The organism is Vicinamibacterales bacterium (assembly GCA_036496585.1).
Classification (GTDB): Bacteria; Acidobacteriota; Vicinamibacteria; order Vicinamibacterales; family 2-12-FULL-66-21; genus JAICSD01.
In genome coordinates this window covers 22,684-43,368 of sequence record DASXLB010000074.1, presented here as the reverse complement: position 1 = coordinate 43,368, position 20,685 = coordinate 22,684, and the positions used below count along the sequence as shown (strand labels likewise).

At 68.8% G+C, this 20,685-nt stretch carries 18 protein-coding genes; 8 read left to right on the top strand and 10 right to left on the bottom strand.

Translation table 11 applies throughout. The annotated features are described in order from the left end of the window. Nucleotides 1-187: efflux RND transporter permease subunit (locus tag VGI12_21540; GenBank protein HEY2435269.1), on the top strand; the 187-nt coding region annotated here is incomplete at its 5' end. A 43-nt stretch (nucleotides 188-230) separates the two neighbouring features. Here the strand turns inward: VGI12_21540 and VGI12_21535 are convergent. Next, complete coding sequence (locus tag VGI12_21535) at nucleotides 231-983, bottom strand: class I SAM-dependent methyltransferase (protein HEY2435268.1); 753 nt, start codon at nucleotides 981-983, stop codon at nucleotides 231-233. Between the two features lie 98 nt (nucleotides 984-1,081). Between VGI12_21535 and VGI12_21530 the strand changes: the two genes are divergently transcribed. From VGI12_21530 to VGI12_21520, 3 genes are all read left to right on the top strand, one after another. Further along, nucleotides 1,082-3,220 (top strand): DNA/RNA non-specific endonuclease, encoded by a 2,139-nt coding sequence (locus VGI12_21530; GenBank protein ID HEY2435267.1) that lies wholly within the window; start codon nucleotides 1,082-1,084, stop codon nucleotides 3,218-3,220. Nucleotides 3,221-3,375: 155 nt separating this feature from the next. After that, complete coding sequence (locus tag VGI12_21525) at nucleotides 3,376-4,134, top strand: hypothetical protein (GenBank protein ID HEY2435266.1); 759 nt, start codon at nucleotides 3,376-3,378, stop codon at nucleotides 4,132-4,134. 68 nt (nucleotides 4,135-4,202) lie between these two features. Further along, the gene (locus VGI12_21520) at nucleotides 4,203-4,940 is read left to right on the top strand and encodes a Crp/Fnr family transcriptional regulator (protein ID HEY2435265.1); all 738 of its coding nucleotides are present in this window, start codon (nucleotides 4,203-4,205) and stop codon (nucleotides 4,938-4,940) included. A gap of 21 nt (nucleotides 4,941-4,961) precedes the next feature. Here the strand turns inward: VGI12_21520 and VGI12_21515 are convergent, their stop codons facing one another. The 5 genes from VGI12_21515 to VGI12_21495 all read right to left on the bottom strand — a co-directional run bounded on the left by VGI12_21515 (nucleotide 4,962) and on the right by VGI12_21495 (nucleotide 9,466). After that, a complete protein-coding gene (locus VGI12_21515) occupies nucleotides 4,962-5,750 on the bottom strand; it encodes a DUF1080 domain-containing protein (protein ID HEY2435264.1) in 789 nt (262 codons plus the stop codon). A 68-nt stretch (nucleotides 5,751-5,818) separates the two neighbouring features. Beyond that, nucleotides 5,819-6,934 carry an SMP-30/gluconolactonase/LRE family protein gene (locus tag VGI12_21510; GenBank protein ID HEY2435263.1) on the bottom strand — a complete coding sequence of 372 codons (1,116 nt, stop codon included), beginning with the start codon at nucleotides 6,932-6,934 and terminating at the stop codon, nucleotides 5,819-5,821. Nucleotides 6,935-6,965: 31 nt separating this feature from the next. Continuing rightward, nucleotides 6,966-8,381, bottom strand: a complete 1,416-nt coding sequence (locus VGI12_21505) for a hypothetical protein (GenBank protein HEY2435262.1) — start codon at nucleotides 8,379-8,381, stop codon at nucleotides 6,966-6,968. Next, on the bottom strand, nucleotides 8,378-8,917 hold the full coding sequence (locus VGI12_21500; GenBank protein HEY2435261.1) for a hypothetical protein: 540 nt from the start codon (nucleotides 8,915-8,917) through the stop codon (nucleotides 8,378-8,380). Before VGI12_21500 ends, VGI12_21505 begins: the two co-directional genes overlap by 4 nt. 63 nt (nucleotides 8,918-8,980) lie before the next feature. After that, a complete protein-coding gene (locus VGI12_21495; protein HEY2435260.1) occupies nucleotides 8,981-9,466 on the bottom strand; it encodes a hypothetical protein in 486 nt (161 codons plus the stop codon). A 227-nt stretch (nucleotides 9,467-9,693) separates the two neighbouring features. Here VGI12_21495 and VGI12_21490 point away from each other — a divergent pair, with 227 nt between their 5' ends. From VGI12_21490 to VGI12_21475, 4 genes are all read left to right on the top strand, one after another. Further along, nucleotides 9,694-10,071, top strand: a complete 378-nt coding sequence (locus VGI12_21490) for a response regulator (GenBank protein HEY2435259.1) — start codon at nucleotides 9,694-9,696, stop codon at nucleotides 10,069-10,071. Nucleotides 10,072-10,171: 100 nt separating this feature from the next. Next, nucleotides 10,172-10,510, top strand: coding sequence for a PadR family transcriptional regulator (locus VGI12_21485; protein HEY2435258.1), 339 nt, complete (start codon nucleotides 10,172-10,174; stop codon nucleotides 10,508-10,510). Further along, the gene (locus tag VGI12_21480) at nucleotides 10,507-13,140 is read left to right on the top strand and encodes an ABC transporter permease (protein HEY2435257.1); all 2,634 of its coding nucleotides are present in this window, start codon (nucleotides 10,507-10,509) and stop codon (nucleotides 13,138-13,140) included. The genes VGI12_21485 and VGI12_21480 overlap by 4 nt, the downstream gene beginning before the upstream one ends. A gap of 31 nt (nucleotides 13,141-13,171) precedes the next feature. Then, complete coding sequence (locus VGI12_21475) at nucleotides 13,172-13,810, top strand: response regulator transcription factor (GenBank protein HEY2435256.1); 639 nt, start codon at nucleotides 13,172-13,174, stop codon at nucleotides 13,808-13,810. On the opposite strand, the gene VGI12_21470 is transcribed toward VGI12_21475, so the two are convergent. The 4 genes from VGI12_21470 to VGI12_21455 all read right to left on the bottom strand — a co-directional run bounded on the left by VGI12_21470 (nucleotide 13,807) and on the right by VGI12_21455 (nucleotide 20,630). Further along, entirely contained in the window at nucleotides 13,807-14,829 is a 1,023-nt protein-coding gene (locus VGI12_21470; GenBank protein ID HEY2435255.1) for a DUF4118 domain-containing protein, read from the bottom strand. The genes VGI12_21475 and VGI12_21470 overlap by 4 nt on opposite strands. Before the next feature lie 8 nt (nucleotides 14,830-14,837). After that, nucleotides 14,838-15,974, bottom strand: coding sequence for a hypothetical protein (locus VGI12_21465; GenBank protein ID HEY2435254.1), 1,137 nt, complete (start codon nucleotides 15,972-15,974; stop codon nucleotides 14,838-14,840). A 151-nt stretch (nucleotides 15,975-16,125) separates the two neighbouring features. Further along, a complete protein-coding gene (locus VGI12_21460) occupies nucleotides 16,126-17,346 on the bottom strand; it encodes an ROK family protein (protein ID HEY2435253.1) in 1,221 nt (406 codons plus the stop codon). After that, the gene (locus tag VGI12_21455; GenBank protein ID HEY2435252.1) at nucleotides 17,346-20,630 is read right to left on the bottom strand and encodes a carboxypeptidase regulatory-like domain-containing protein; all 3,285 of its coding nucleotides are present in this window, start codon (nucleotides 20,628-20,630) and stop codon (nucleotides 17,346-17,348) included. The genes VGI12_21460 and VGI12_21455 overlap by 1 nt, the downstream gene beginning before the upstream one ends. Between the last annotated feature and the right edge of the window lie 55 nt (nucleotides 20,631-20,685).

Sequence of the window (20,685 nt, the reverse complement as noted above, 5' to 3'; positions counted from 1 at the left end):
CTACGGCGCCGGCGGTGAGGCGCGGCAGCCGCTCGGGCTCGTGGTGGTCGGCGGCCTGATCTTCTCGCAGCTCGTGACCCTCTACCTGACGCCAGTCGTCTATACCTACATGGCGCAGGTGCAGCGGTGGCTGAAGCGCGGCGCCGCGACCGCCCCCGCGATCGTCCCGGCCGGGCATTCGGTCTAGCGCAACGCTCGTTCGCCCCCGCGAACACCCTCTCGTGACGGCGTCACGCGAGTCGCCGGCTCATCCAAACCTCGGTTTCGTAGATTAACGTGACGCGATCGTCGACGGCATGGCGCGCGTACAGGGCCCGCAGCGAATCCAGCAGCCGGGCGCCGGCATCACCGGCTTTCGGTACGTAGGAGGCGCTGTGCGCCCGGCCGATCAATCCGTCGAGATCGAGCGGCTGCGCATTGGGGAAGGCGTCACGCGTACAGGGCGTGAAGTATCCGGTGGCGCTGACGATCCCGGGGTCGAACGCCATCCGCTCGGCGTCGATTTCGCCGCCCACGTCCACGATCGCCTGCCGGTAGCCCGCCGTGAACGGGTCGGTCCGACTGCGCCGGTTCCACATGATCGCCAGGCGGCCGCCCGGCTCGAGAATCCGCGCGAACTCGGCGATCGATTCGCCGGTGTGGAACCAGTGGAACGACTGCGCGCACAGCACGAGATCGACCGACGCGGCGGCGAGGCCGGTGGCCTGGGCCCGCCCGGCCAGCCATCTCACGCGGCGGTGCGGCGCCGCCGCGCGGCGCATGGCCTCGCCCGGCTCGACCGCGATCACGGTGAGCCCGCGATCGCCGAGCAGCCGCGCCGAGATGCCGGTGCCGCCGCCGACGTCGGCGGCGATCAGCCGACCGGGCGGCAGATCGCGGACGATCGCGTCAATCGCGGCGGCCGGATAGCTCGGCCGGTATCTGACGTAGTCGTCGGCGCGGTCGTCGAAGCGGGCGACGGAATCGATGGGTCCAGCGTACACCTGCTGGCACGCGGCCGCCACCGCACCCGACTTCCGTACTCATCAATACATCGTATTGACTTCCCCGACCGGCTGCGGCGTACTGGCGCCAGACCGTCATGTCCCAAGCCGCGAAAGCGCGCGAGCGCCAGTTCGATCGGCTGCACGAGGTCGGCGCCCGCTGGCAGGCGCTGACAGCGCGCCGTCAGGACATCGTTGGCCGGCTGCGCCGCGGCGGCCCGGAGGCCGCTGACGCGCCGGCGCGCGTCCGTCTGTATCAGGATCGCGAGACAGCCAAACAGCTCGTCTTCGCGCGCGCCGGTGTCACCGCCACTTACTTCCAGGAGCGCAAGATTGGCCCGACGCTCGACCTCGACGAATTCCCGCCAAACGACGTGGCGCGCGCGGCCGGCGTGCCGGTCGGACGGATTGTCGAGCTCGGCGACGCCGGCGAGGCGCTCGACGGCTTCGCGACCGGCTTTCTCGTGGCTGCCGGGCTGCTGATCACGAACCATCATGTCTTCGGCGCCGCGGCGGAATGCGCGGGCTGTGGTGTCCAGTTCGGGTACGAGCTCGACGCCGATCGCAAGATCCTGAACGGCCCGGTGTTCGGGCTGGACGCGGACCGCTTCTTCTACACGAACGAGGCGCTCGACTGCACGATCGTCGCGGTGGCGGCGGTGTCGTCGTCTGCGGCGACGCCGCTGGCGTCGTTCGGAAGCCACCATCTGAGCCCCGCGCTCGGCAAGATTCTCGTCGGCCAGACCATCAGCATCATCCAGTATCCCGACGGCGGCCCCAAGAAGTACGGCGTCCGTGACAACGAACTCCTCGTGCCGGCGGAGCCCAACGAGCTCTACCTGCAGTACACGACCGACACCCTGCCGGGCTCGTCGGGCTCGCCGGCCTTCAACAAGGACTGGGAGGTCGTCGCGCTGCACCACAGCGGCGTTCCCGAGATCCGCAACGGCAAGATCCTGACGATCCGCGGCACGCCGTGGACGAAAGGGATGCCGGACAGCGACATCCACTGGATCGCCAACGAAGGCGTGCGCGTGAGCAAGATCTGCGGTGCCCTCATCGACGCCACGCCCGATCCACGGTTTCACGACGCATGGACCGATCTCGTCTCGACGTTCCAGGAGGACTTCACCATGCTGCCAGCGATGACCACGCCGGCCGGCGCGCCCGGCACCGCCGACGCGCCGCCGCAGGGCCTGTCGATCGTCGTCAACGGCCCGGCGACCTTTTACATCGGCGCCACGGGCGCCGACGCCGTCCAGGCCGTTACCGTGTCGACGAGCGGCGCGGCCACGGCACCGGCACCGGCGCCCCCCGACGCCGAAGAAAAGAAGCTCGTCTTCGATCCGAACTACGCCAAACGCCCTGGCTTCAAGCCCGATTTCCTGCCGGTCCGAATCCCCCTGCCCAGCGTGGCGAAGGCGCGCGCCGGGGAGATCCTCGAGGCTGGCGGCAAGCCGCTGCTGCTCAAGTACCACCATTTCTCACTGGTGATGAACAAGCCGCACCGGCTGCAGATGTGGTCCGCGGTCAACGCCGACTACACGCCGGCGAAACGGCGTAAGACGCGCAAGCAGTTCGGCGACGAGACGTGGGTGGCCGACCCGCGGATTCCCGGCGCGCTGCAGATCGAGGACCAGGATCTCTACGACCCGGCGAAGAAGTTCGATCGCGGCCACATCGTGTCGCGCGACGACACCGCGTGGGGCGAGACGGCGCAGGAAGAGATCTACGCCAATTCGGACAGCTATCACTGGACCAACGCCACGCCGCAGCACGAGGGCTTCAACCGCGACGTCGGCCAGTTCCACGGCCTCTGGGGGCAACTCGAGGATCACATTCGATCCCAGGCGAAGAACGTCGGCTACCGCATGTCGATCTTCGCCGGGCCGATCCTCGACGACGCCCACGACATCCGGCACGACTTCGGCGGCGGACCGATCACCGTCCCGGCCCGTTTCTGGAAAGTCCTCATGGTGACCGAGGAGGCGGCCAGCCGGAAGCCGCAGCTCCGCGCCTATGGCTTCGTCCTCGATCAGCTGCCGGCGATCCAGAAATACGGTCTCGAGAAATTCGACGCCGGGTCGTTGAAGGTGTACCAGGTGAGACTCGACGACATCACCAAGCCGAGCGGCGTCACGTTCCCGAAGATCGTCACGGCGGCCGACGCCATGGCGGGTGCGCCTGACGAGGCCCGCCGGATCGTCATCGACTCGCTCGACCAGGTGCGGCTCTAGCCGCTACCTCAGCGGTGGCCGCACACGTCTCCGGTCGGCGGTGCGCGATGGCGCCCTGTCAGTCGTCACAGGTGACATCGATCGTTCCGGCGCGTAACACTCTAGTGTGGCGCACCGTTGCGTCGGTAAAGGAGCACTTGATGAAGATGTGTCGGATGAGTTCGTATCTGGGAGCGCTCGTGCTCCTGCTGGCGCCGGCCGCGGCGCGTGCGCAATCGACGCCGGCGTCGCCGTCGCCGTCGACGTCGACGGCTTCACGATTCGTGATCGACGTGGCCACGGGCATCGACCCCAGCGTCAACGGCAACGTCAACTCCGGGGCGATCGGCACGCTGCAGGACCAGGCCGCCGCCGTGCTGCCCAACAGCTACGGGCACGTCTATGGTACGGGGGTCGAATTCCGCTTCGGCGCCGGCTACGAGCTGAATGACCACTCGGAGCTGCGCGGGATGTTCATCTATCAGTCCGCCGACGCCGATCTGGTGCGCCTCGGTGATGTCGGCGCGTCGAGCCTCTACGCGCAGTACTCCGACTACAAGAGTTTTGGCCTCGACCTGGGGTACCGCCGCTACTTCTCCCTGTCGTCGAGCGACGTGCGCGTGTTCACGGAAGCCGATCTCGGCGCCGCCTGGGTCGGACGGATTAACGCGCAGTTCGCCGCGCCGCAATCCAATATCGTGTTCAATTCCACGGACTTCTACGATGCGACCGCCGCGTTCACCTGGAGCCTCAGCGCCGGAGCGGTCCTCAAGCTCGCCAATCAGGTCGATCTCACCGCGCAGATGGGACTCCACCACGTGGGCGGTCTCTCCCAGGTCGATCAGCTCGTGGGGACCGGGCTCGAAACCATCAACAACGACTCGGCGCGGTTGACGTTTCCAGTCGTCGTCGGCGTGCGTTTTCGATTCAAATAGACCGCACCGCCTCTGGTAGATTAGCCAGTTTCGGAGCCAGCCGCCGCCGCGCAAGATAGAGGCTCGCGATGAAGAAGGACGTCGGCATCAGGCGCGGCACACCTGGGGACACGCGGCCGTCTATCCGCGCCGTCCCTTTCCTGCAAGGGCCGCCGGTCCTGCGTCTCACTTCGCGCGAGCGCGAGCACCTGGCCAGCATCGCGACGATGATGCGGGTGCCGGCCGGAACGATCCTGTGCCACGCCGGCCACGAAGCACGGGCGCTCTTCAGCGTGACGAGCGGCACGCTCGCCTCCTACCGCGAGCGCCGCGACGGCACGCGCAAGGTCTTCGCGTTCCTGTTCGCCGAGGATCTGTTCGGCCTGGCCCGGCGCGGGCACTATGTCAACAGTGTGAAGGCGATTACGCCGGCAACCGTGTATCGCATGCCGCTCGACACGCTGGCGGCCCTGCTGACCCGCGACGGCACCCTGCAGTTCCGCTTCCTGTGCAAGGTGACGCAGGTGCTTCGCGACGCACAGCGTCAGGCCTTGATGACCGCCGTCCGCGACCCGGTCGAACGGGTCGCGCTCTTTCTGGCGATGCTCGACGAAGTGCAGGGCGAAAGACGCGAGCCGACCGAACCCGTCCACATCCCGATGACGAGGCAGGACGTCGCCGACTATCTCAACCTGACGAGCGGCAGCATCCGTGCCGCCGTCGACGCACTCGAGGACCGCGGGATTGTCAGGCGGATCCCGCCCGACGGGATCGCGATCACCGATCGCAAGGGGTTCGACGCCCTCGTCGACGGAGACGCGGACTAGTGCGCCGGGCGTCCGCCGCCGCTACGGCAGTTCCCGAATCCAGATATTCCGGAAGCTGATCGCCGGGCTCGGGTCGCCGTGCGCCTGCAGCTTGATCGGCGCGCGATCGTACGCCTTGTAGTACGGCTTGCCGATGTAGAGTGTCTCGCCGATCAGCTCGAAATGGTTCTGCACCAGGACGCCGTTGTGGAACGCGGTGACGTAGGCCGGCGTCTTCACCGTGCCGTCGCCGTTGAAGGTCGGCGCCGTCCAGATCACGTCGTAGGTCTGCCACTCGCCCGGCTTGCGCATGGCGTTGACCAGCGGCGGCGATTGCTTGTAGACGCTCGCCGCCTGGCCGTTCACGTACGTCTTGTTGTCGTACGAGTCGAGGATCTGCAGCTCGTAGCCGGAGTCGCCGCTCCCGGTCGAGGCGAGGAAGAGCCCGCTGTTGCCGCGTGCCTGATCCTGGCCGCTGATGCCGGCCGGGATGCGCCACTCGAGGTGAATCTGGTAGTTCTTGAACGCCCGCTTCGTCTCGATGTTGCCGGCCTTCTTGTCGACCGTGAGGATGCCGTCCGCGACGATCCACTTCGCCGGGCTCTTGTCCTTGTTCGACACCCATTCGTCCAGGTTCCGGCCGTCGAACAGCACGATCGCGTCCGCCGGGGGGGCGTCGCTGGTGGCTCCGGGCGCCACGATTTTTGGCACCGGCTCCCAGACTTCCGTCAACTTCGGATCGCCTTGCGGACGCGCCGGCGCCGGTTGCTGGGCGTGAATGGCGGCGCCGATGACGACAACGGCGGCGAGCGTGGCGAAAGCGTTGCGCATCCGCGCATTCTACGGCAGGCCCGACTGCCAGCGCCACCGCCCTCCACCGGGCGGGGCGTCGGCGGGGCCTACGCGCCCTGCGTGCCGACGTAGACCGCGTAGATCGACTGGCTCGCGCACATGAACAGTCGGTTGCGCTTCTGGCCGCCGAAGGTGATGTTGGCGCAGACCTCAGGCAGGCGGATCCGTCCCAGCAGCTTGCCGGCGGGATTCCACACCGTCACGCCGCTGTAGCCCAGCACCGGTCCGGCGCTGCTGGCCAGCCAGACGTTGCCGTCGACGTCGCACCGCACCCCGTCGGGACCGCACTTCACGCCGTCGATCATGCAGTCGGTGAAGAGACGCTTGTTTGAGACGCGGTTGTCGGCGCCGACATCGAACACGTAGACCTCTCCCTTGCCGCCGTCCCCCTTGTCGCCGGGCCCCTTGCCGGTGCTCGTCACATACAGCCGGCGGTAGTCAGGCGAAAAGGCGAGGCCGTTGGGATCCGGCACCTGGTCCTCGGTGATCACGACGTCGAGCCGGCCGGACGCGTCGACCCGGTACACGTTCGTCGGCAGCTCGCGCGACGGCTGCCGCGAGGCTCCCCCCTCGTACAGCTGCTGCCCGTAGGGCGGATCGGTGAACCAGAGGGCGCCGTCCCGGTGCGCCACGATGTCGTTCGGCGAATTCAGCCGCTTGCCTTGATACGCGTCGGCGATCACCGTGACCGAGCCGTCGTGCTCGTAGCGGACGACGCGCCGCGTCGCGTGCTCGCAGGACAACTGCCGTCCCTGCGCATCGAAGCTGTTGCCGTTGCTGTAGTTCGACGGGCTGCGGAACACGGAGACGTGCCCGTCGTCTTCCATCCAGCGGTACTGGCGGTTGTTCGGGATGTCGCTCCACAGCAGATACCGGCCCTGTGGGCTCCACGCCGGGCCTTCCGCCCAGAGCGCGCCCGTCCAGAGCCGCACGATCGTGGTGTTCCCCTGGATCAGCCCGCCGAACGCGGGATCGACGGTGATCAGATCGGGATCGGGAAAATACGTGGTCAGGGTGGCGTCGGGCCCGAAGGTCCGCGGCGGAGTCGAGATGACGGTCGGGCCGCCCTGACGTGCCGGCGCCTGGGCGGAGAGCAGGTGCGGCACGCAGACGGCGCCGCCGAGCGCGGCGAACAGGTCTCGACGCGAGAGCGTGTGTGGCATCCGCGGATTCTACGCCAGCCGGCGGGCAGGGCTATCGCGGCGCGCCGCCGCGCCCCTCGCGCTGCCGCATCAGCCGCATGAGCGTGCCGTTGGCGCGGCCGTCCGCGACGGCGCGCCGCAGGCGCTCGGCGAGCGCCTGCCGCAGGAAAGGTTCGTCTTCCTTCCGCACGGCCTGCACCGCGAGGATCACGCTGCCCATCTCGTCGAACGACTGCTCGCCCCATTGCACGCGCACCGGCGGTGTCTGCGGGTTGTGCGGGTTGTCGTCGCTGTTGTCGTAGACGATGCGCGCGTCGATCCGGGTGCCCTTCGGCAGCAGCAGCGGCGACTGGTAGGTGTAGCGATCCTGCCAGGCGAAGTCCCAGTCCGGAATCCACAGGAGTGGCTGCGTCGTCCCGTCGGGAAGGGAGGCCGTCGCCTTCATCTCCTTCGCCAGATAGTGCGCGTGCGCGTTGATCGAAAAGGCGCGGACGTCGACCGGCAGCGTGAATGCGTCCGCGATGGCGTAGTCGTGGCTGCCTGGCGGAATGTCGATGCCGGCGCCGAACCCGAACAGCGCCGGTACCTGCACGCTCCACAGCCGCCGTTCAGGGGCCTGATCGGCGAAGTAGATGCCGATCGTCGACAGCTCGGTCTCCGCCTTGCCGGTGGGATGGAAGTGCATCTGCAGGATCACGTCCGATCCCTTCGGCAGGGAGAGCGCGACCCCCTCGGGGAGCATCTGCGGCGTCGCGCCGACCGCCCAGCCGCCAAGCGGCCCTGTGCCTCCGGCCAAACCGCCGGCCCCGACGCTGCCCATCCCGCCGAAACCGGGCATGCCATCGCGCCCATCCTGCGCCGCCGCGGCGCCCGTCGCGTCGTAGGCGAACAGCACATGGTGCACGGCCTTGCGCGCGCTCGGCCGGAACTCGATCGCGCGGACCCACTTGTCGTCGGCGAGATGGGTCGGGATGACAAAATTGCGATAGACGTCGGCGCCCGACGCCGGCACCTGGAACCCGGCCGGCATCTTGAGGATGAGATCCGGCGTGCCCAGTTGCCATCCGGCAGGAAACGTCGGCACCGGCGGCGTTTTTCGCGCGTCCCCTTCCGGCATGCCGCCGGCGACCCAGCGGTCGATCGTGGCAATCTGGTCGTCGGTCAGCCGGCGTTCGCCGGCGAACTCGCCGAAGCCGTGCGCGGCATGCCAGGGGGGCATATACCGCAACCTCGTCACCTTGGCGATCTGCCGCCCGTGCTTCTGCGCGTCGGCGAAGGTCGCGAGCGGAAACGGCGCGGCTTCCCCGGCACGATGGCAGGTGACGCAGTTCTTGTAGAGGATGGGGGCCACGTCTTCGGCGTAGGTCGGCCGCGCGGTGCCGCCGTGAGGCGTGGGTGCGGCCGCGGCGGCCAAGGCGGCCACGATCGAGAGGCCGAGCAGCGCAGGGAGAGACCAGCGTCGAATCATGGTGTCCTGGGCCGCATCGCGGGCGGCACGATGTAGCAGCCGATCGGCTGTGTGACTGGCGCGCCGATGGTCCTGTCGGACAGCAGCGCCTCGAGCGCGCCGGCGAGATCGTGCAGCGTGACGACACGGCGCGGCCGGCCGAGAGCGGCGTACTGGTTGTCGATGCGCCCGCGATACCGGGTCGCGCCGGCCTTGTCGATCACCGCCACCTCCGGCGTGATCGTCGCGCCGACCCGCGCGGCCAGCGTGCCGTCGTCGACGGCCGCGGGCAGATCGCCATAGCCGTACTCGCGCAGGTGCGCGCGCACGCCGGCCGGCGCCACCCCCGGATCCTCGTAGATCAGCAGACACTGCACGCCGCGGCCGCGATAGGCGGCACAAATCCGCTGAATCTCCGGCGCGTAGCCGTTCGAGACCGGGCAATCGGTCGCGGTGAATACGAGCACGTTGGCGGTGCCCGACGGTTCGAGGGGGCGCAGCAGCCCGCCAGCGACCCCTTTCATCTCGAAAGAGGCCGTGAGGAGCGCGGCGAGCATGACGGCCAGCCCTGAAGCCAAAGCGGAACGCCCCATGATACAGGAGGGGGCGGGCTGCTCCGATCAGTGATGCCGCAGCTCTTCGCGAACCCGCCGCTCGATCGTCACGGCCGCGCCTGTCTCGTAGTTGTCGATGCCGTACTGATGTCCGATGCTCGCATAGAGGCGCCGCACGCCCTCGTCGTCTCGCACGTCGGGGTGTTCGGCGATCTCGACGGCGTGCTGCAGTTCGTGCCCCAGCAACGCGGCCCAGTCGTGCATCGGGAGCGCGACGTTGATGCCGACGCGAAGGAAGCGCGCGGCCGGTGTCGCGGCGACGAGCTTGGTGCGCGCGATCGGCACCTGCGCCGGCGCAGTGAGCTCGACGTAGACGATGACGTCGCTCGCGGCGATGCGATCCAGCAGATCACGCACGGTCGCGGATCGCGCGGCCGCGTCGAGGAGGATCATCTCGGCGCCGCGGGTCGGCCTCACCCGCGCCATCGACGCCATCGGCGGCTTGTCGGCCGACCCGATCAACCACAGCGCGAGCATCCAGGCGGCATGCATCGGTCCCTCCGTGCATGCCAGAGACGGCGACGCCACCAGCGTCGACGGGAAAAGGTGACCGACGGAGGTGTCGGGGGTCCAAACGTCCGCCGGGAGGGACCAGCCCGCGGCACTCGGCCCGCGGTTCGCCACGAGGCGCGCCAATGCGCGCTCCGAGCCGTTCGACACGGCAGAGGTAAGTGGTTCAGCTTTCGATATACCTGTCGGCGGTCTAGGATAAAGTGCCGATGCGCGCGAAGCGGATCCTGATTGTCGAAGACGATGCCGCCCTGCGACGGGTGTTTCGAATGGCGCTCGCGATTGCCGGATACGACGTACAGGAAGCCGGCGACGGCTACGAGGCGCTGCAGCTCGTGGAGAACGATCGGCCGGATCTCGTGGTGCTCGATCTCATTCTGCGCGCGGTCGACGGCCTGTCGGTCCAGCAGGAACTCGCCTCGCGCGCGCCGACCAGCGACATCCCCATCGTCGTCGTCACCGGATCGACGATCGACACGAGCACGCTCGACGTCGCGTGCGTCCTGCACAAGCCGGTGACTCCCGAAGATCTGATCTACACCGTCAGCCAGTGCCTGCACGCCGGCTCGCCGGTCGAACCGGCGTAGCAGGCGGCCGAGCGCCGGTTCGCCAGACGCTGCCAGTCGTCCGTACCGGCGTTCGTCACGGATAGGAACTGCACTATGCGCTTTACGCGTATAGTGCGGCATGGACTCCGATCGCTTCCTGCCGCTCACGCCAGTCGTCCTCGAGATCGCCATGGCGCTGGCCGCAGGGGAACGGCATGGCTACGACATCATGCAGGACGTCGAACGCCGCAGCGGGGGCGCCATCGTGATTCATCCCGGCACGCTGTACCGCGCGCTCGCCCGCATGCTCGATCAGGCGCTGATCGAGGAACTCGACGATCGGCGGGGGCACGACGATCAACGGCGCCGCTACTACCGCCTCACGGCGCTCGGCCGGGCGGTGGCTCGAGCCGAAGTGGAACGGCTCGCCGGACAGGTGACCGCCGGGCGCCGCCTGTTCCGCGGAGGAGGCGCGTGACGCGGGCCCGCGCGCTCCGCGTGCTGCTCCGTCTCTACCCGCGCGCGTTCCGGGAGCGTTTCGGCGCGGCGATCGAGCAGGCCTATCGCGACCGGCCGTCCGCCGCCGCGCTGGTCGACGTCGCGCTCAATGCGGTGCTCGTCCGTTTCTCACGAGAGGGGGGCGATTCCATGCACTGGTCATCGGTTGCGGTCGACGTCCGCTTTGCCGCGCGCACGTTCGCCCGCAACCCGGTTTTCACGGCACTCGCCGTCGCCGCGCTGACGCTGGGAATTGGCGCCAACACCGCGATCTTCACGATCGTCAACGCCGTGCTGATCCGTCCGCTTCCCTACGGCGATCCAGCCGGTCTCGTGATGGTGTGGAGCTCGAACGGCCTCGAGCATCGCGATCGCGACGCGGTCGCGCCCCTCGACTTTCTCGACTACCGCAAGGCCACCGCGTTCGCCGACGTCCAGGCGGCCTACGGTTTCCTGGCCGGCGTGCCGCTGACGTCCGCGTCGGGTACCGATCAGATGCTCGTGACCGCCGTCACGCCGGGGATGTTCGCGCTGCTCGGCCGGTCGCCGATCCTGGGCCGTACCTTTGCCGCCGCCGAGCCGCAGACCTCGATCGTCGTCAGCCACGGCTTCTGGCAGCGGCGACTGGGTGGAGATCCCGCCGTGGTCGGGCGCGTGCTCACCCTCCAGAACCAGCCGTACACCATCTTGGGCGTGATGCCGGCCGACTTCGTCTTCCCCTACAAGACGATGCTCGGCCCGAGCGGCATGGCGCGCTCGTATGACGTCGATGGCTGGCTGGCGCTGACGTTCGTCACCGCGGAGAGCCGCGCCACCGGCCTCGCCACGCTTACCCGCGGCGCGCATTTTCTGTCGATCGTCGGCCGCCTCCGTCCTGGCGCCACGGTCGCTGAGGCGGATGGCCAGGTGCGCGGCATCGCGGCGCAGCTGGCGGCGGCGTATCCCGCGTCGAACCGCGGCGTCGGCGCCACCGTCGTTCCCCTGCACGAACAGGCCGTCGGCGCGATGCGGCCGGCGCTGGCGCTGCTGCTCGGCGGTGTCGGCTTCGTGCTGCTGATGGCGTGTGTCAACCTCGCCAACCTGCTGCTCGCGCGCACCAGCACGCGCCAGCGCGAAATGGCGATCAGGACGGCGCTCGGTGCGTCGCGGGCGCGGCTGGTGCGGCAGACGCTGGTCGAAGCGATGCTGCTGTCGCTCGCCGGCGGCCTGCTGGCGCTCGCGGCCGTGCGATGGAGCATCGGTGGGCTGGTCGCGCTGGCGCCGGGTGACATGCCGCGCCTCGGCGACATTCATGCGGATGCGACAGTCCTGGCGTTCACGTTCGGTCTGTCGGTCCTCACCGGCCTCGCCATCGGCCTCGTGCCGGCGCTGGCGGGCACTCGGCCGCACGTGCAGGCGAATCTCAAGGACGGCGGCCGCGGCCTCACGGCCGGCCGTGGGCAGCGACGCCTGCGCGCGCTGCTCGTCGGGGGGGAGGTCGCGCTGGCGCTGGTGCTGACGCTCGGCGCCGGGCTCCTGCTGCGCAGCTTCCTGGCGGTACTCGCCGTCGATCCCGGGTTCCGGCCGGATCACCTGCTGACGCTGCAGATCGCGATCCCGGCTGCCTATCGCACGCCCGAACAGCAGCGGACGCTCTATGCGGATCTCTTCACCCGCCTCGAGGCGCTCCCAGGAGTCGTCAGCGTCGGCGGCACGACCCGCCTGCCGCTCGGCAGCACGAACGTGTCGACGAAGGTGGACGTGGAAGGGCGCGCGCGGCCGCCGGGCGAGTGGCCGGAGGTCGAATTCCGCCGCGCGATGCGCGGTTATTTCGCGGCGATGGAAATCCCGCTGCTCCGCGGCCGATCGTTCACCGACGCCGACGGGCCTTCCTCGCCGCGGGTCGCGATCGTCAACGAGCGGATGGCGCGGCGGCTCTTTCCCGGAGAGGATCCGATCGGACGCCGCATCCGCTTCGGCTCGGCGTCGGCACCGTGGGTGACGATCGTCGGCGTGGCCGGCGACGTCCGTCACAGCGGCCTCGAGGAAGAGCCCGCGCCGGAGCTGTACATCTGGTACCTGCAGACGCCGCCGGTCAATCCGTTTCTGGTGCTGCGCGCGAGCGGCGACGCCGCGGCGCTGTCGGCCGCGGTGCGCAGCACCGTGCAGGCGGTCGACAGGAACATCGCCGTCTACGACATCCGCACGATGGCGCAGGTGCGCGCCGATTCGATGGCGGAACGTCGGTTCGTCCTGCTGCTCGTCGGCGCCTTCGGGGTGCTCGCGCTGACCATGGCGGCGGTCGGCGTCTATGGCGTGATGGCGCTCGCGGTCAGCGAACGGACGGCCGAGATCGGCCTCCGCCTCGCGCTTGGCGCGACGCCGGCGACCGTGCTCGGGTCCGTCCTGCGCGAAGGGCTGGCGCTCAGCGGCGCCGGTATCGCGGCGGGCTTCGTGATCGCCGTGCTGGTGGCCCACGCCATGGCCTCACAGCTCTACGGCATCGGCCCGTCCGACGGCGTGACGCTGGCGGCGGTACCGGCGCTGCTGCTGGCCATTGCGCTGGTCGCGTGCCTGGTTCCGGCATGGCGCGCGATGCGGCTCAATCCGGTGGACGCACTCCGCGAGTAGCGTGCTACCGTTGGCGGAGCGTGGAGGCTCCGTGAGCATCAGCGTCGTCCTGGTCGACGACCATCCGATTGTCCTGCAGGGGCTGCAGCACCTGTTCGCCCGCCAGCCCGACATCACTGTCCTGGCGACCTGCGCCACCGTCGCCGAGGGGCTGACGGCGGCGCGCACGTCGCATCCCGACGTCATGGTGCTCGACCTGCGGATGCCCGACGGAGGGGGCCTGGCGTTGCTCGACTCGCTCAATCGCGAGGCCCTGGGCGTCAAGACGGTGATCCTGACCGCCGCGATCTCAGACACCGAAGTGGCGCAGGCGCTGCAGAAAGGGATCGGCGGCCTGGTGCTGAAGGAGTCGGCGCCCGAGCAGCTGCTCGAGTGCGTGCGCAGCGTGCACGCCGGGACGCGATGGATCGATCCCGATACGCTCGGCCGTGCCGCGCCGCCACCCCCGCAGCGCAATCACGCCGCGGCCGAGCGCGCCGCCACGCTGACCAGCCGCGAGCGCGAGGTGGTGAAGATGATCGCCGCCGGACTCCGCAACCGCGACATCGGCGAGCGGCTGTCGATCTCGGAGAACACGGTCAAGGTGCACCTGCACAACATCTACGAAAAGCTCGGGGTCGAAGGGCGGATGGAGCTGCTGCTGCTCGCGCAGGAATTGGGAATGGTCTAGGACCGACTCCCCCGCGGCAGCGAAATCTCCACCCGCGCTCCCCTGGCTCCCGATTCCACGGCCAGCTTTCCCTTCAACGACGCCGCCCGCTCGCGCAGCGTCACCGGCCCGACGTTGCGCGACATCAGCGCTTCGTGATCGATGCGCCCGGTGAACGGGAATCCGCGCCCGTCGTCCACGACCGTCAGCCGGATGTCGGCCTCCGACGCTGCGACCGAGATCGACACGCGCGACGGGTGCCCGTGCTTGAGCGCGTTGATCGTCGCCTCCTGGCACATGAATCCGATCGCGTGCTCGATGTCGGGCGACACCACGAGATCCGACGGCATGACGTGGACGGTGATCGGCGTCCTCCATTCGACCGCCAGGCGCGCGACGCGGCGGCGCAACGCCGCGTCGATGGTGTCGCGCGGCGCTTCGATGCCGTTCTTCGGCTTGAGGTCGTCGATCAGTCGCCGCAGCTCGCGCTGCTCCGTGGCGATGGCCCGCTCGACGGCAACCAGCCGGCCCTGCACGTCCCCCGCCACGCCCGGCGTGTCGGCTACGTCGTGCAGCTCGAAGCGGATGCCGGTGAGCCCCTGCAGGATGCCGTCGTGCAGATCGCGCGAGACGCGGATCCGATCCTCGCGTACCGCCAGGTCCTTCTCCTGCTGCGCGATGATCAGCTGCGACTGGCGTTCGCGCTCCTGCGCCGCGCGGCTGGCGCCACTCAGTGCCGAGACCGTCAGGCTGACCCCGGTGAGGACGACGAGCCGGATGTAGTCGTCCCTCCCGACCTCGACCGCGGTTTGCGGCGGGACGGTGAAGAACACGCAGATGACCGTGGCGGTCACGCTGGCGAACACGCCGGGACCGAAGCCGCCGTAGATCGCGGCGATCACCACCACCGGGAAGAAGAACACCGCGATGGCCGGCCCGAGCTGCGAGCGGAGCGCGATGGTGACGAGCAGCGCCGCCACGATCATCGCGACCGAATAGCCGTACCAGCGGCCCCCACCGGTCGACGAAGGTACAGGCATCGGCTCCCTTACAGCAGCAGCGCCTCGACCCGGTGCGCGTGGACCATATCTTCGCACGGCGACCAGGCGAAGACGGTGAACCGTCCGTCCTGCGAGGCGACGAGCGCCACCGCGTCGCGTTGATCGTGGACGAACTGCGCTGCCGACAGGTGACGGGTCCCGCCGAGCGAGGAGGGATGCACGACGCTCGGCACGAACCCCTCGATCGGCTCGGTCACGGTCGTCTGCTCGACCGGCGGCGAACCGCGCCGCCGCGTAATCTTGGCGCCGAAGGCCAGCAGCTGGTGACGGTCGGTCACGATGGTCGCGCCGTCGACGGCGGTCAGGCCGGCGATCCCCTCGATCGCCCGGCCGAGCGCATCCTGCCACAGTCGGTCGCGCGCGTCGGCGGGCGTCTCCGTCAACTCCGACAGCACGGCAAACGCGGGATTGAGACCGTAGGCGATCGGCGAGATGATCGACTCGCGCCACCGGTCGGTGTCCGACGGCACGACCAGCAGCAGGCCGCCGCGCTTGTGCGCGCGCATCGAGACGGCGAGCTGCACCAGCACGTTGACCGAATCCGACCACGAGGCCGGCGCGTCGAAGCCGAGCAGCGACGAGAGCAGCGTCGGGCAATCGGGCAGGCTCGACGCATCCTCGTCGACGATCTTCACCTGGTCGGCCTCGAGCACGGCGATGTTGGCGAACTTGGTGTGGTCGCCGCCGCGGCGCTGCTTGACGACGAGCAGGCCCGGCGCCGCCACTTCGAGCACGAGACCAAACGGCGGCAGCACGCGCGTGGCGCCCCAGACGACGAAGTCGCCGTCCTGCAGCGAGACACCGAGATGAATGCCGGGACGCTCGACCGCCGGCGCCACCTTGGCGACGGTCGCGGGCGTGAGCGACAGCGGCTGCGCGAAGAGCAGCGGATTCGGTGTCGCCCCAGGCTCGACGAGCGCCAGCGAGACGATCGGCACGTAGCCTTCCTCGCGCCGCAAGCTCGTCCAGAAGCCGACGTCGATCAGCGCCTCGATCGCCACCGTCTCGGGCAATGGCGCCGCCGTCTCCCCCGCCGTCAGCGTGGAGCCCTCGAGATGGCGCGCGAAGCACTCGCGCACCCGCTCGGCGACGGCGCGGCGAGCCGGATAGGCACCGTACGACATGACCCATCTTAGTCCGAGCGGATCCTGAATCCTGGATCCTCAATCTCCTGATCCCCTCATCCCTGGTCGCTAGTCTTCGGATGGCGGATCGAAGATCGACGATCCCGATCCGAGGATCACCGATCAGGGATGAGGGTTCGGGATCGGGGATTCACGCCACCGACGGTACGGCAAATACCGGCGCCGCCACGAGGGCCGCGGCGCCTCGCAGACGCGGGTACTCGGGGAGCGAGACCGTCACGAGCGACGTGCTGGCGGCGGCTGGGGCGAGCGCGCGTTCGGCGAGGGCGCGGCGGGTTGTCCCCTCGATGAGATCCCACGCGCCGATGATTTCGCCCGACAGATAGATGCGCGCCGGATCGACGGCGTTGACCAGGCTCGCGAGCCCGAGACCGAGATAGCGCGCCGTGGCCTGCACGGCGGCAATCGCCTTGCCGTCACCGCCGCGCGCCCGCGCGATGAGATCGTCGACGGTGAAGCTCGTCATCTCCACCGGCATCGGCTTGCGGGGCGAGACCTCGCGTCCGAAATAGCGCGACAACGTCGCCAGGTTGGAAACGTAGGATTCCCAGCAGCCGGTCGCGCCGCAGGCGCACGGCGGGCCGTCGACGTTGAGCGGGATGTGGCCGAACTCGCCCGCCACGTTGTGCAGCCCGCGCAGCACCTCGCCGCGCACGACGATGCCGACGCCGATGCCGTCGGAGACATTGACGAACGCCAGGTCGCCGGCCGGCGTCGCATCGGCGCGGATCGACCAGATCTGCGCGAGCGCGCAGGCGCGCCCCGAGTTCTCGACCGTGACCGGCAGCCGCGTCGCCGCCGCGAGCATCTCGCGCAGCGGCACGTCACGCCAGCCGAGCCGCGGCGAGAACAGCACGCGCTCGCCGCCAGGCCCGACCATCCCCGGGACGACCACGCCAATGCCCTGGCATTCGCCGAGATCGCGGTGCTCGCCGACCGTCCGCTTCACCCGGTCGGCCAGCGTCTTGACCAGTTTCTTTACCTGGGTCTCGGTCGCAAAGCTGGTCACGCCGACGAGCGGTTCGCCGAGGAGATTGCAGACGGTCAGCGACGTCCGCGTCGCGCGGATGTCGACGGCCAGCACCCAGCGCTTGCGCGAGTCGATGTAGAGGAACTGCGGCTTGCGCCCGCGCGGCGCCTCCCCCTTCGCTCCCTCGTAGACGAACCCCTCGCCGATCAGGTCGTTGACGATGAAGGTGACGGCCGCGCGCGTGGTACCCATCATCCGCGCCAGGTCCGCGCGCGACACCGGCTGGTGGCTCCGCACGAGATTCAGCAGGATCTGCCTGTTGATCTCGCGCGGCGTGCCCCGGCCGGCGATGCGGAAGCGAGGCGGATGGATCCGTGGCATCAGAACGAGAGGCGCACCCCCAGCTGCACCTTGCGCATCGAGCCGGCGGTGCGGATGACGCCGAAGGTGGCCGTGCCGACGCTGTTGCCCGGCTGCCCGAGGTTGACCATGTTGAACGCGTTGGTCGCCTCGGCCCGGAACGTCAGGCGCGCGGAGCCGTGGACGCGGAGGTCGCGCGAAATCGCCAGATCGATCACTTTGTACCCCGGCCCATCGAGAAAGTTGCGCGGCGAATTCCCTTCGACCGGCTGTCCGGTCGTCGCCGCGTTGCGGGTGAACGCCGCTGTATTGAACCACATCGCGGCCGTCGGATCCGAAAGGGCCGGATCGCCGGCCAGCTGGGCGCGGTCGGCCGTGACGCCGTCGAGGTTGGCGTCGACGCCGCCGTTGACGACGGTGAACGGCAGGCCGCTGCGCAGCTTGACGATCGGCGCGATGCGCCAGCCGTTGGCGATCGCCGCGACCACGGCGTTGCCGCCGCGATAGTAGTCGACGTTCCAGTTGGCGGTCAGGCTGAAGACGTGGCGCTGATCGGAGTCGGCGCGGCCGTATTCCTCGGCGAGACTGCTGGAGTTCTGCGCGCCGCCGGCCGTGGTGTTGTTCTGCAGCTCGACGCTCGTCATCGTCTTGCTGAACGTGTAGAAGCCATTCAGCGACAGGTGATGCCACTGGCGCATCGTCCCGGTGATCTGCAGGCCGTTGTAGTTCGAGTACTGGTCGGAGTCGAGCAGCAGCACCGCCCCGACGGTCGGATCCGGGCGGCGCGCGAGCACGTTGGCGCCGGCGGTCGTGGCCGTGGCGTTCGCCACCGGGTAGTTCAGGTCGCGCGCGAACGGCAGGTCGCGCAGGAACGAGCCGACGTAGGACGCGCCAACGCTCATGTGGCTGCCGACCTGTTGCTGGACGCCGACATTGGTCTGCCAGGCATGCGACCAGTTGAAGTCCTGCGCGATGCCGTAGAGACCGCCGCCGACGACGAACGTGCCGGTGTACGGGAACGGCGAGCCGCCCGGATACGCCGTGTACGGATTGCTGAGTGAGGCGCCCAGCGGCACACCGGTCGCCGACGTCTTGGCGTTGGTGTTGGAGAAGGTCAGACGCGTCGACCACGGCTGGAAGTTGGTCGTCGTGTTCCACTCGTTGCCCGAGATGCTGCCGTAGAACAACCCGCCGGCGGCGCTGATCGCCGTACGCCCGTGTCCGGTCGGATCCCAGACGACGCCGGCGCGCGGCGAGAGGTGATCCCATTTCGTCGAGATGACGCCGCGTTCGACGCCCTGGTCGCCGTAGAACAGCAACCCGGTCGGCGCCGACGGATTCACCGTCGATTTGTCTCCTGGCACGTAGGTGGTGAAGCGGTTCTGGGGATCGGTGCCTGGCGTCTGCACGTCCCAGCGCAGCCCGAGATTGAGCGTGACGCGATCGCCGACGCGGTAGTCGTCCTGCAGAAACGCCGCGCCATACCAGCTGTTCCAGTAGGCGGTGACGGGCGCGTCCTGGGTGACGGTGCTCGGGATGCCGATCAGGAAATCGGCGAGCGCATTCTTGGTCGCGCCGCCGTTGAAGGTGAAGACGCCGTAGTTGTTGAGCAGCGTGTCCTGCACGGTCTTGTTGTAGGAGAGCTCGCCGCCCATCTTGACGCTGTGCGCGCCGAGCGTCCAGTTGTAGACGTCCCGCCCGGAATAGAAGTCGCCGCCGGCGTTGGGGCCGCCGATCGCGTTCGACAGCGTGAAGAAGCCGCTGACGGTGATCTGCGGCAGGCTCGGCGCCCCCATGATGACCGCCGACGACCCGAGGTCGGTGAGCGACGTGGCGGGCTGGTTCAAGCGGCCGCCCAGATTGCGGTTGAACGAGAACCACGCCTGGTTGATGCGGTGCGCGCTCGCCACCCACGTCTCGCTCAGGTTGAGATTGTGCTGTGTCCAGCTGAATTGCTGGCTGGCCCACAGCAGGTTTCCCGTGCCTGCCGCCACGGTGTTGGTGCCGGCCGTCCGGAAGTAGGCGCCGGTGAGGCGGTGGGCGCCGTTGATCTGATGATCCGCCTTGACCAGGATCTCGTCCGAGTTGTACGGGCTCTCGAAGTAGCCCTGCCAGATGCCACCCGCGACGTTCGATGCGGGAATGTCGTTGTTGACGATCTTGAGCGCCACCGGATCGATCCGATTCGCGCAGATCGCGCCGGTCACGCCGTTGCAGACAAACGGCAGGCCGGTCGCCGGATCGGTCGGGATCGTTTTCGACTGGCTGAAGTCTCCCGTCCGCTCGAGCGCCGTCGGCACGATCGCGTTGTTGAGGAAGGTGCTGGTCGTCTGGCGCAGGCCGGAATACGAGACGAAGAAGAACGTCTTGTCCTTCGTGATCGGACCGCCGTAGGTGCCCCCGAACTGATTGCGATTGAGCGGCGGCGTCGCGCCGACCGATCCCCAGTCCTTCGCGTTCAGCTGGCCGTCGCGGAAATACTCGAAGGCGGAGCCGCGCATCGTGTTGGTGCCGCTCTTGGTGACGACGTTGATGACGCCGTTCGAGAAGCGCCCGTACTCGACGTTGTAACCGTTGGTCTGGACCTTGAATTCCTGGATGGCGTCCGGGTTCGGCAGGATGTTGCCGGTGTTGCGCAGCCCGGTCATGTTGATGCCGCCGTCGAGGTAGTAGTTGACCGAGCCGGTGCCGCCGTCGGCGCCGCCGTTGATCAGGGTGCGCTGCTCGGGGAAGCCGAGTACGAGCGAGCTGGTCGAGGCCGACGCCGAGGCGACGCCGTTGTTGTTCGACTGGATGCCGGGCGTCAGATCGAGCAGCGAGTAGACGTTGCGATCGACGATCGGCAGGCTCTGGATCGCGGCGGCGTCGACGGTCTTCGACAAGTCGGCGGTCACCGTGTTGACGAGCGGCCGTTCCTCGGCGACGGTGACGGTCTCGTTGAGGCCGCCGATCTGCAGCGTCACGTCGATGCGGACCGAGTCGTTGACGGCGAGGACGATGCCGCTGCGGATCTCGGTCTTGAAGCCGGAGAGCGTCGCTTCAACCTGGTAGGCGCCGATCGGCAGGAATTCGAGGCGATAGGCGCCGCTGTCGCCGGTCGTCACCGTGCGGGCGAAGCCGGTGTCGGTGTTGCGGGCCGTGACGGTCACTCCCGGCAGGCCGGCGGCGCTCTGGTCGGTGACGGTACCGACCAGCGTGGCGCTGGTGACCTGGGCGGCGGCGGCCGGTGGCCAGCCGGCGGCGAGCGCGGCCAGCAGCACGAAGGAGCAGGCGATCCTCTTCGACGGCGTCATCTTGGTGTGCACGCGGAACCTCACAGCAGTTTGTATTAGCGCGAAACAATATTCCCGTATCGCATGG

Bases quoted from the DNA above. Each gene is read 5' to 3' on its own strand.
- VGI12_21520 (HEY2435265.1), top strand. From the start codon at position 4,203: ATGAAGAAGGACGTCGGCATCAGGCGCGGCACACCTGGGGACACGCGG.
- VGI12_21495 (HEY2435260.1), bottom strand. From the start codon at position 9,466: ATGCATGCCGCCTGGATGCTCGCGCTGTGGTTGATCGGGTCGGCCGAC.
- VGI12_21505 (HEY2435262.1), bottom strand. From the start codon at position 8,381: ATGATTCGACGCTGGTCTCTCCCTGCGCTGCTCGGCCTCTCGATCGTG.
- VGI12_21525 (HEY2435266.1), top strand. From the start codon at position 3,376: ATGAGTTCGTATCTGGGAGCGCTCGTGCTCCTGCTGGCGCCGGCCGCG.
- VGI12_21465 (HEY2435254.1), bottom strand. From the start codon at position 15,974: ATGTCGTACGGTGCCTATCCGGCTCGCCGCGCCGTCGCCGAGCGGGTG.
- VGI12_21515 (HEY2435264.1), bottom strand. From the start codon at position 5,750: ATGCGCAACGCTTTCGCCACGCTCGCCGCCGTTGTCGTCATCGGCGCC.
- VGI12_21500 (HEY2435261.1), bottom strand. From the start codon at position 8,917: ATGCTCGCCGCGCTCCTCACGGCCTCTTTCGAGATGAAAGGGGTCGCT.
- VGI12_21530 (HEY2435267.1), top strand. From the start codon at position 1,082: ATGTCCCAAGCCGCGAAAGCGCGCGAGCGCCAGTTCGATCGGCTGCAC.
- VGI12_21485 (HEY2435258.1), top strand. From the start codon at position 10,172: ATGGACTCCGATCGCTTCCTGCCGCTCACGCCAGTCGTCCTCGAGATC.
- VGI12_21490 (HEY2435259.1), top strand. From the start codon at position 9,694: ATGCGCGCGAAGCGGATCCTGATTGTCGAAGACGATGCCGCCCTGCGA.
- VGI12_21470 (HEY2435255.1), bottom strand. From the start codon at position 14,829: ATGCCTGTACCTTCGTCGACCGGTGGGGGCCGCTGGTACGGCTATTCG.
- VGI12_21460 (HEY2435253.1), bottom strand. From the start codon at position 17,346: ATGCCACGGATCCATCCGCCTCGCTTCCGCATCGCCGGCCGGGGCACG.
- VGI12_21510 (HEY2435263.1), bottom strand. From the start codon at position 6,934: ATGCCACACACGCTCTCGCGTCGAGACCTGTTCGCCGCGCTCGGCGGC.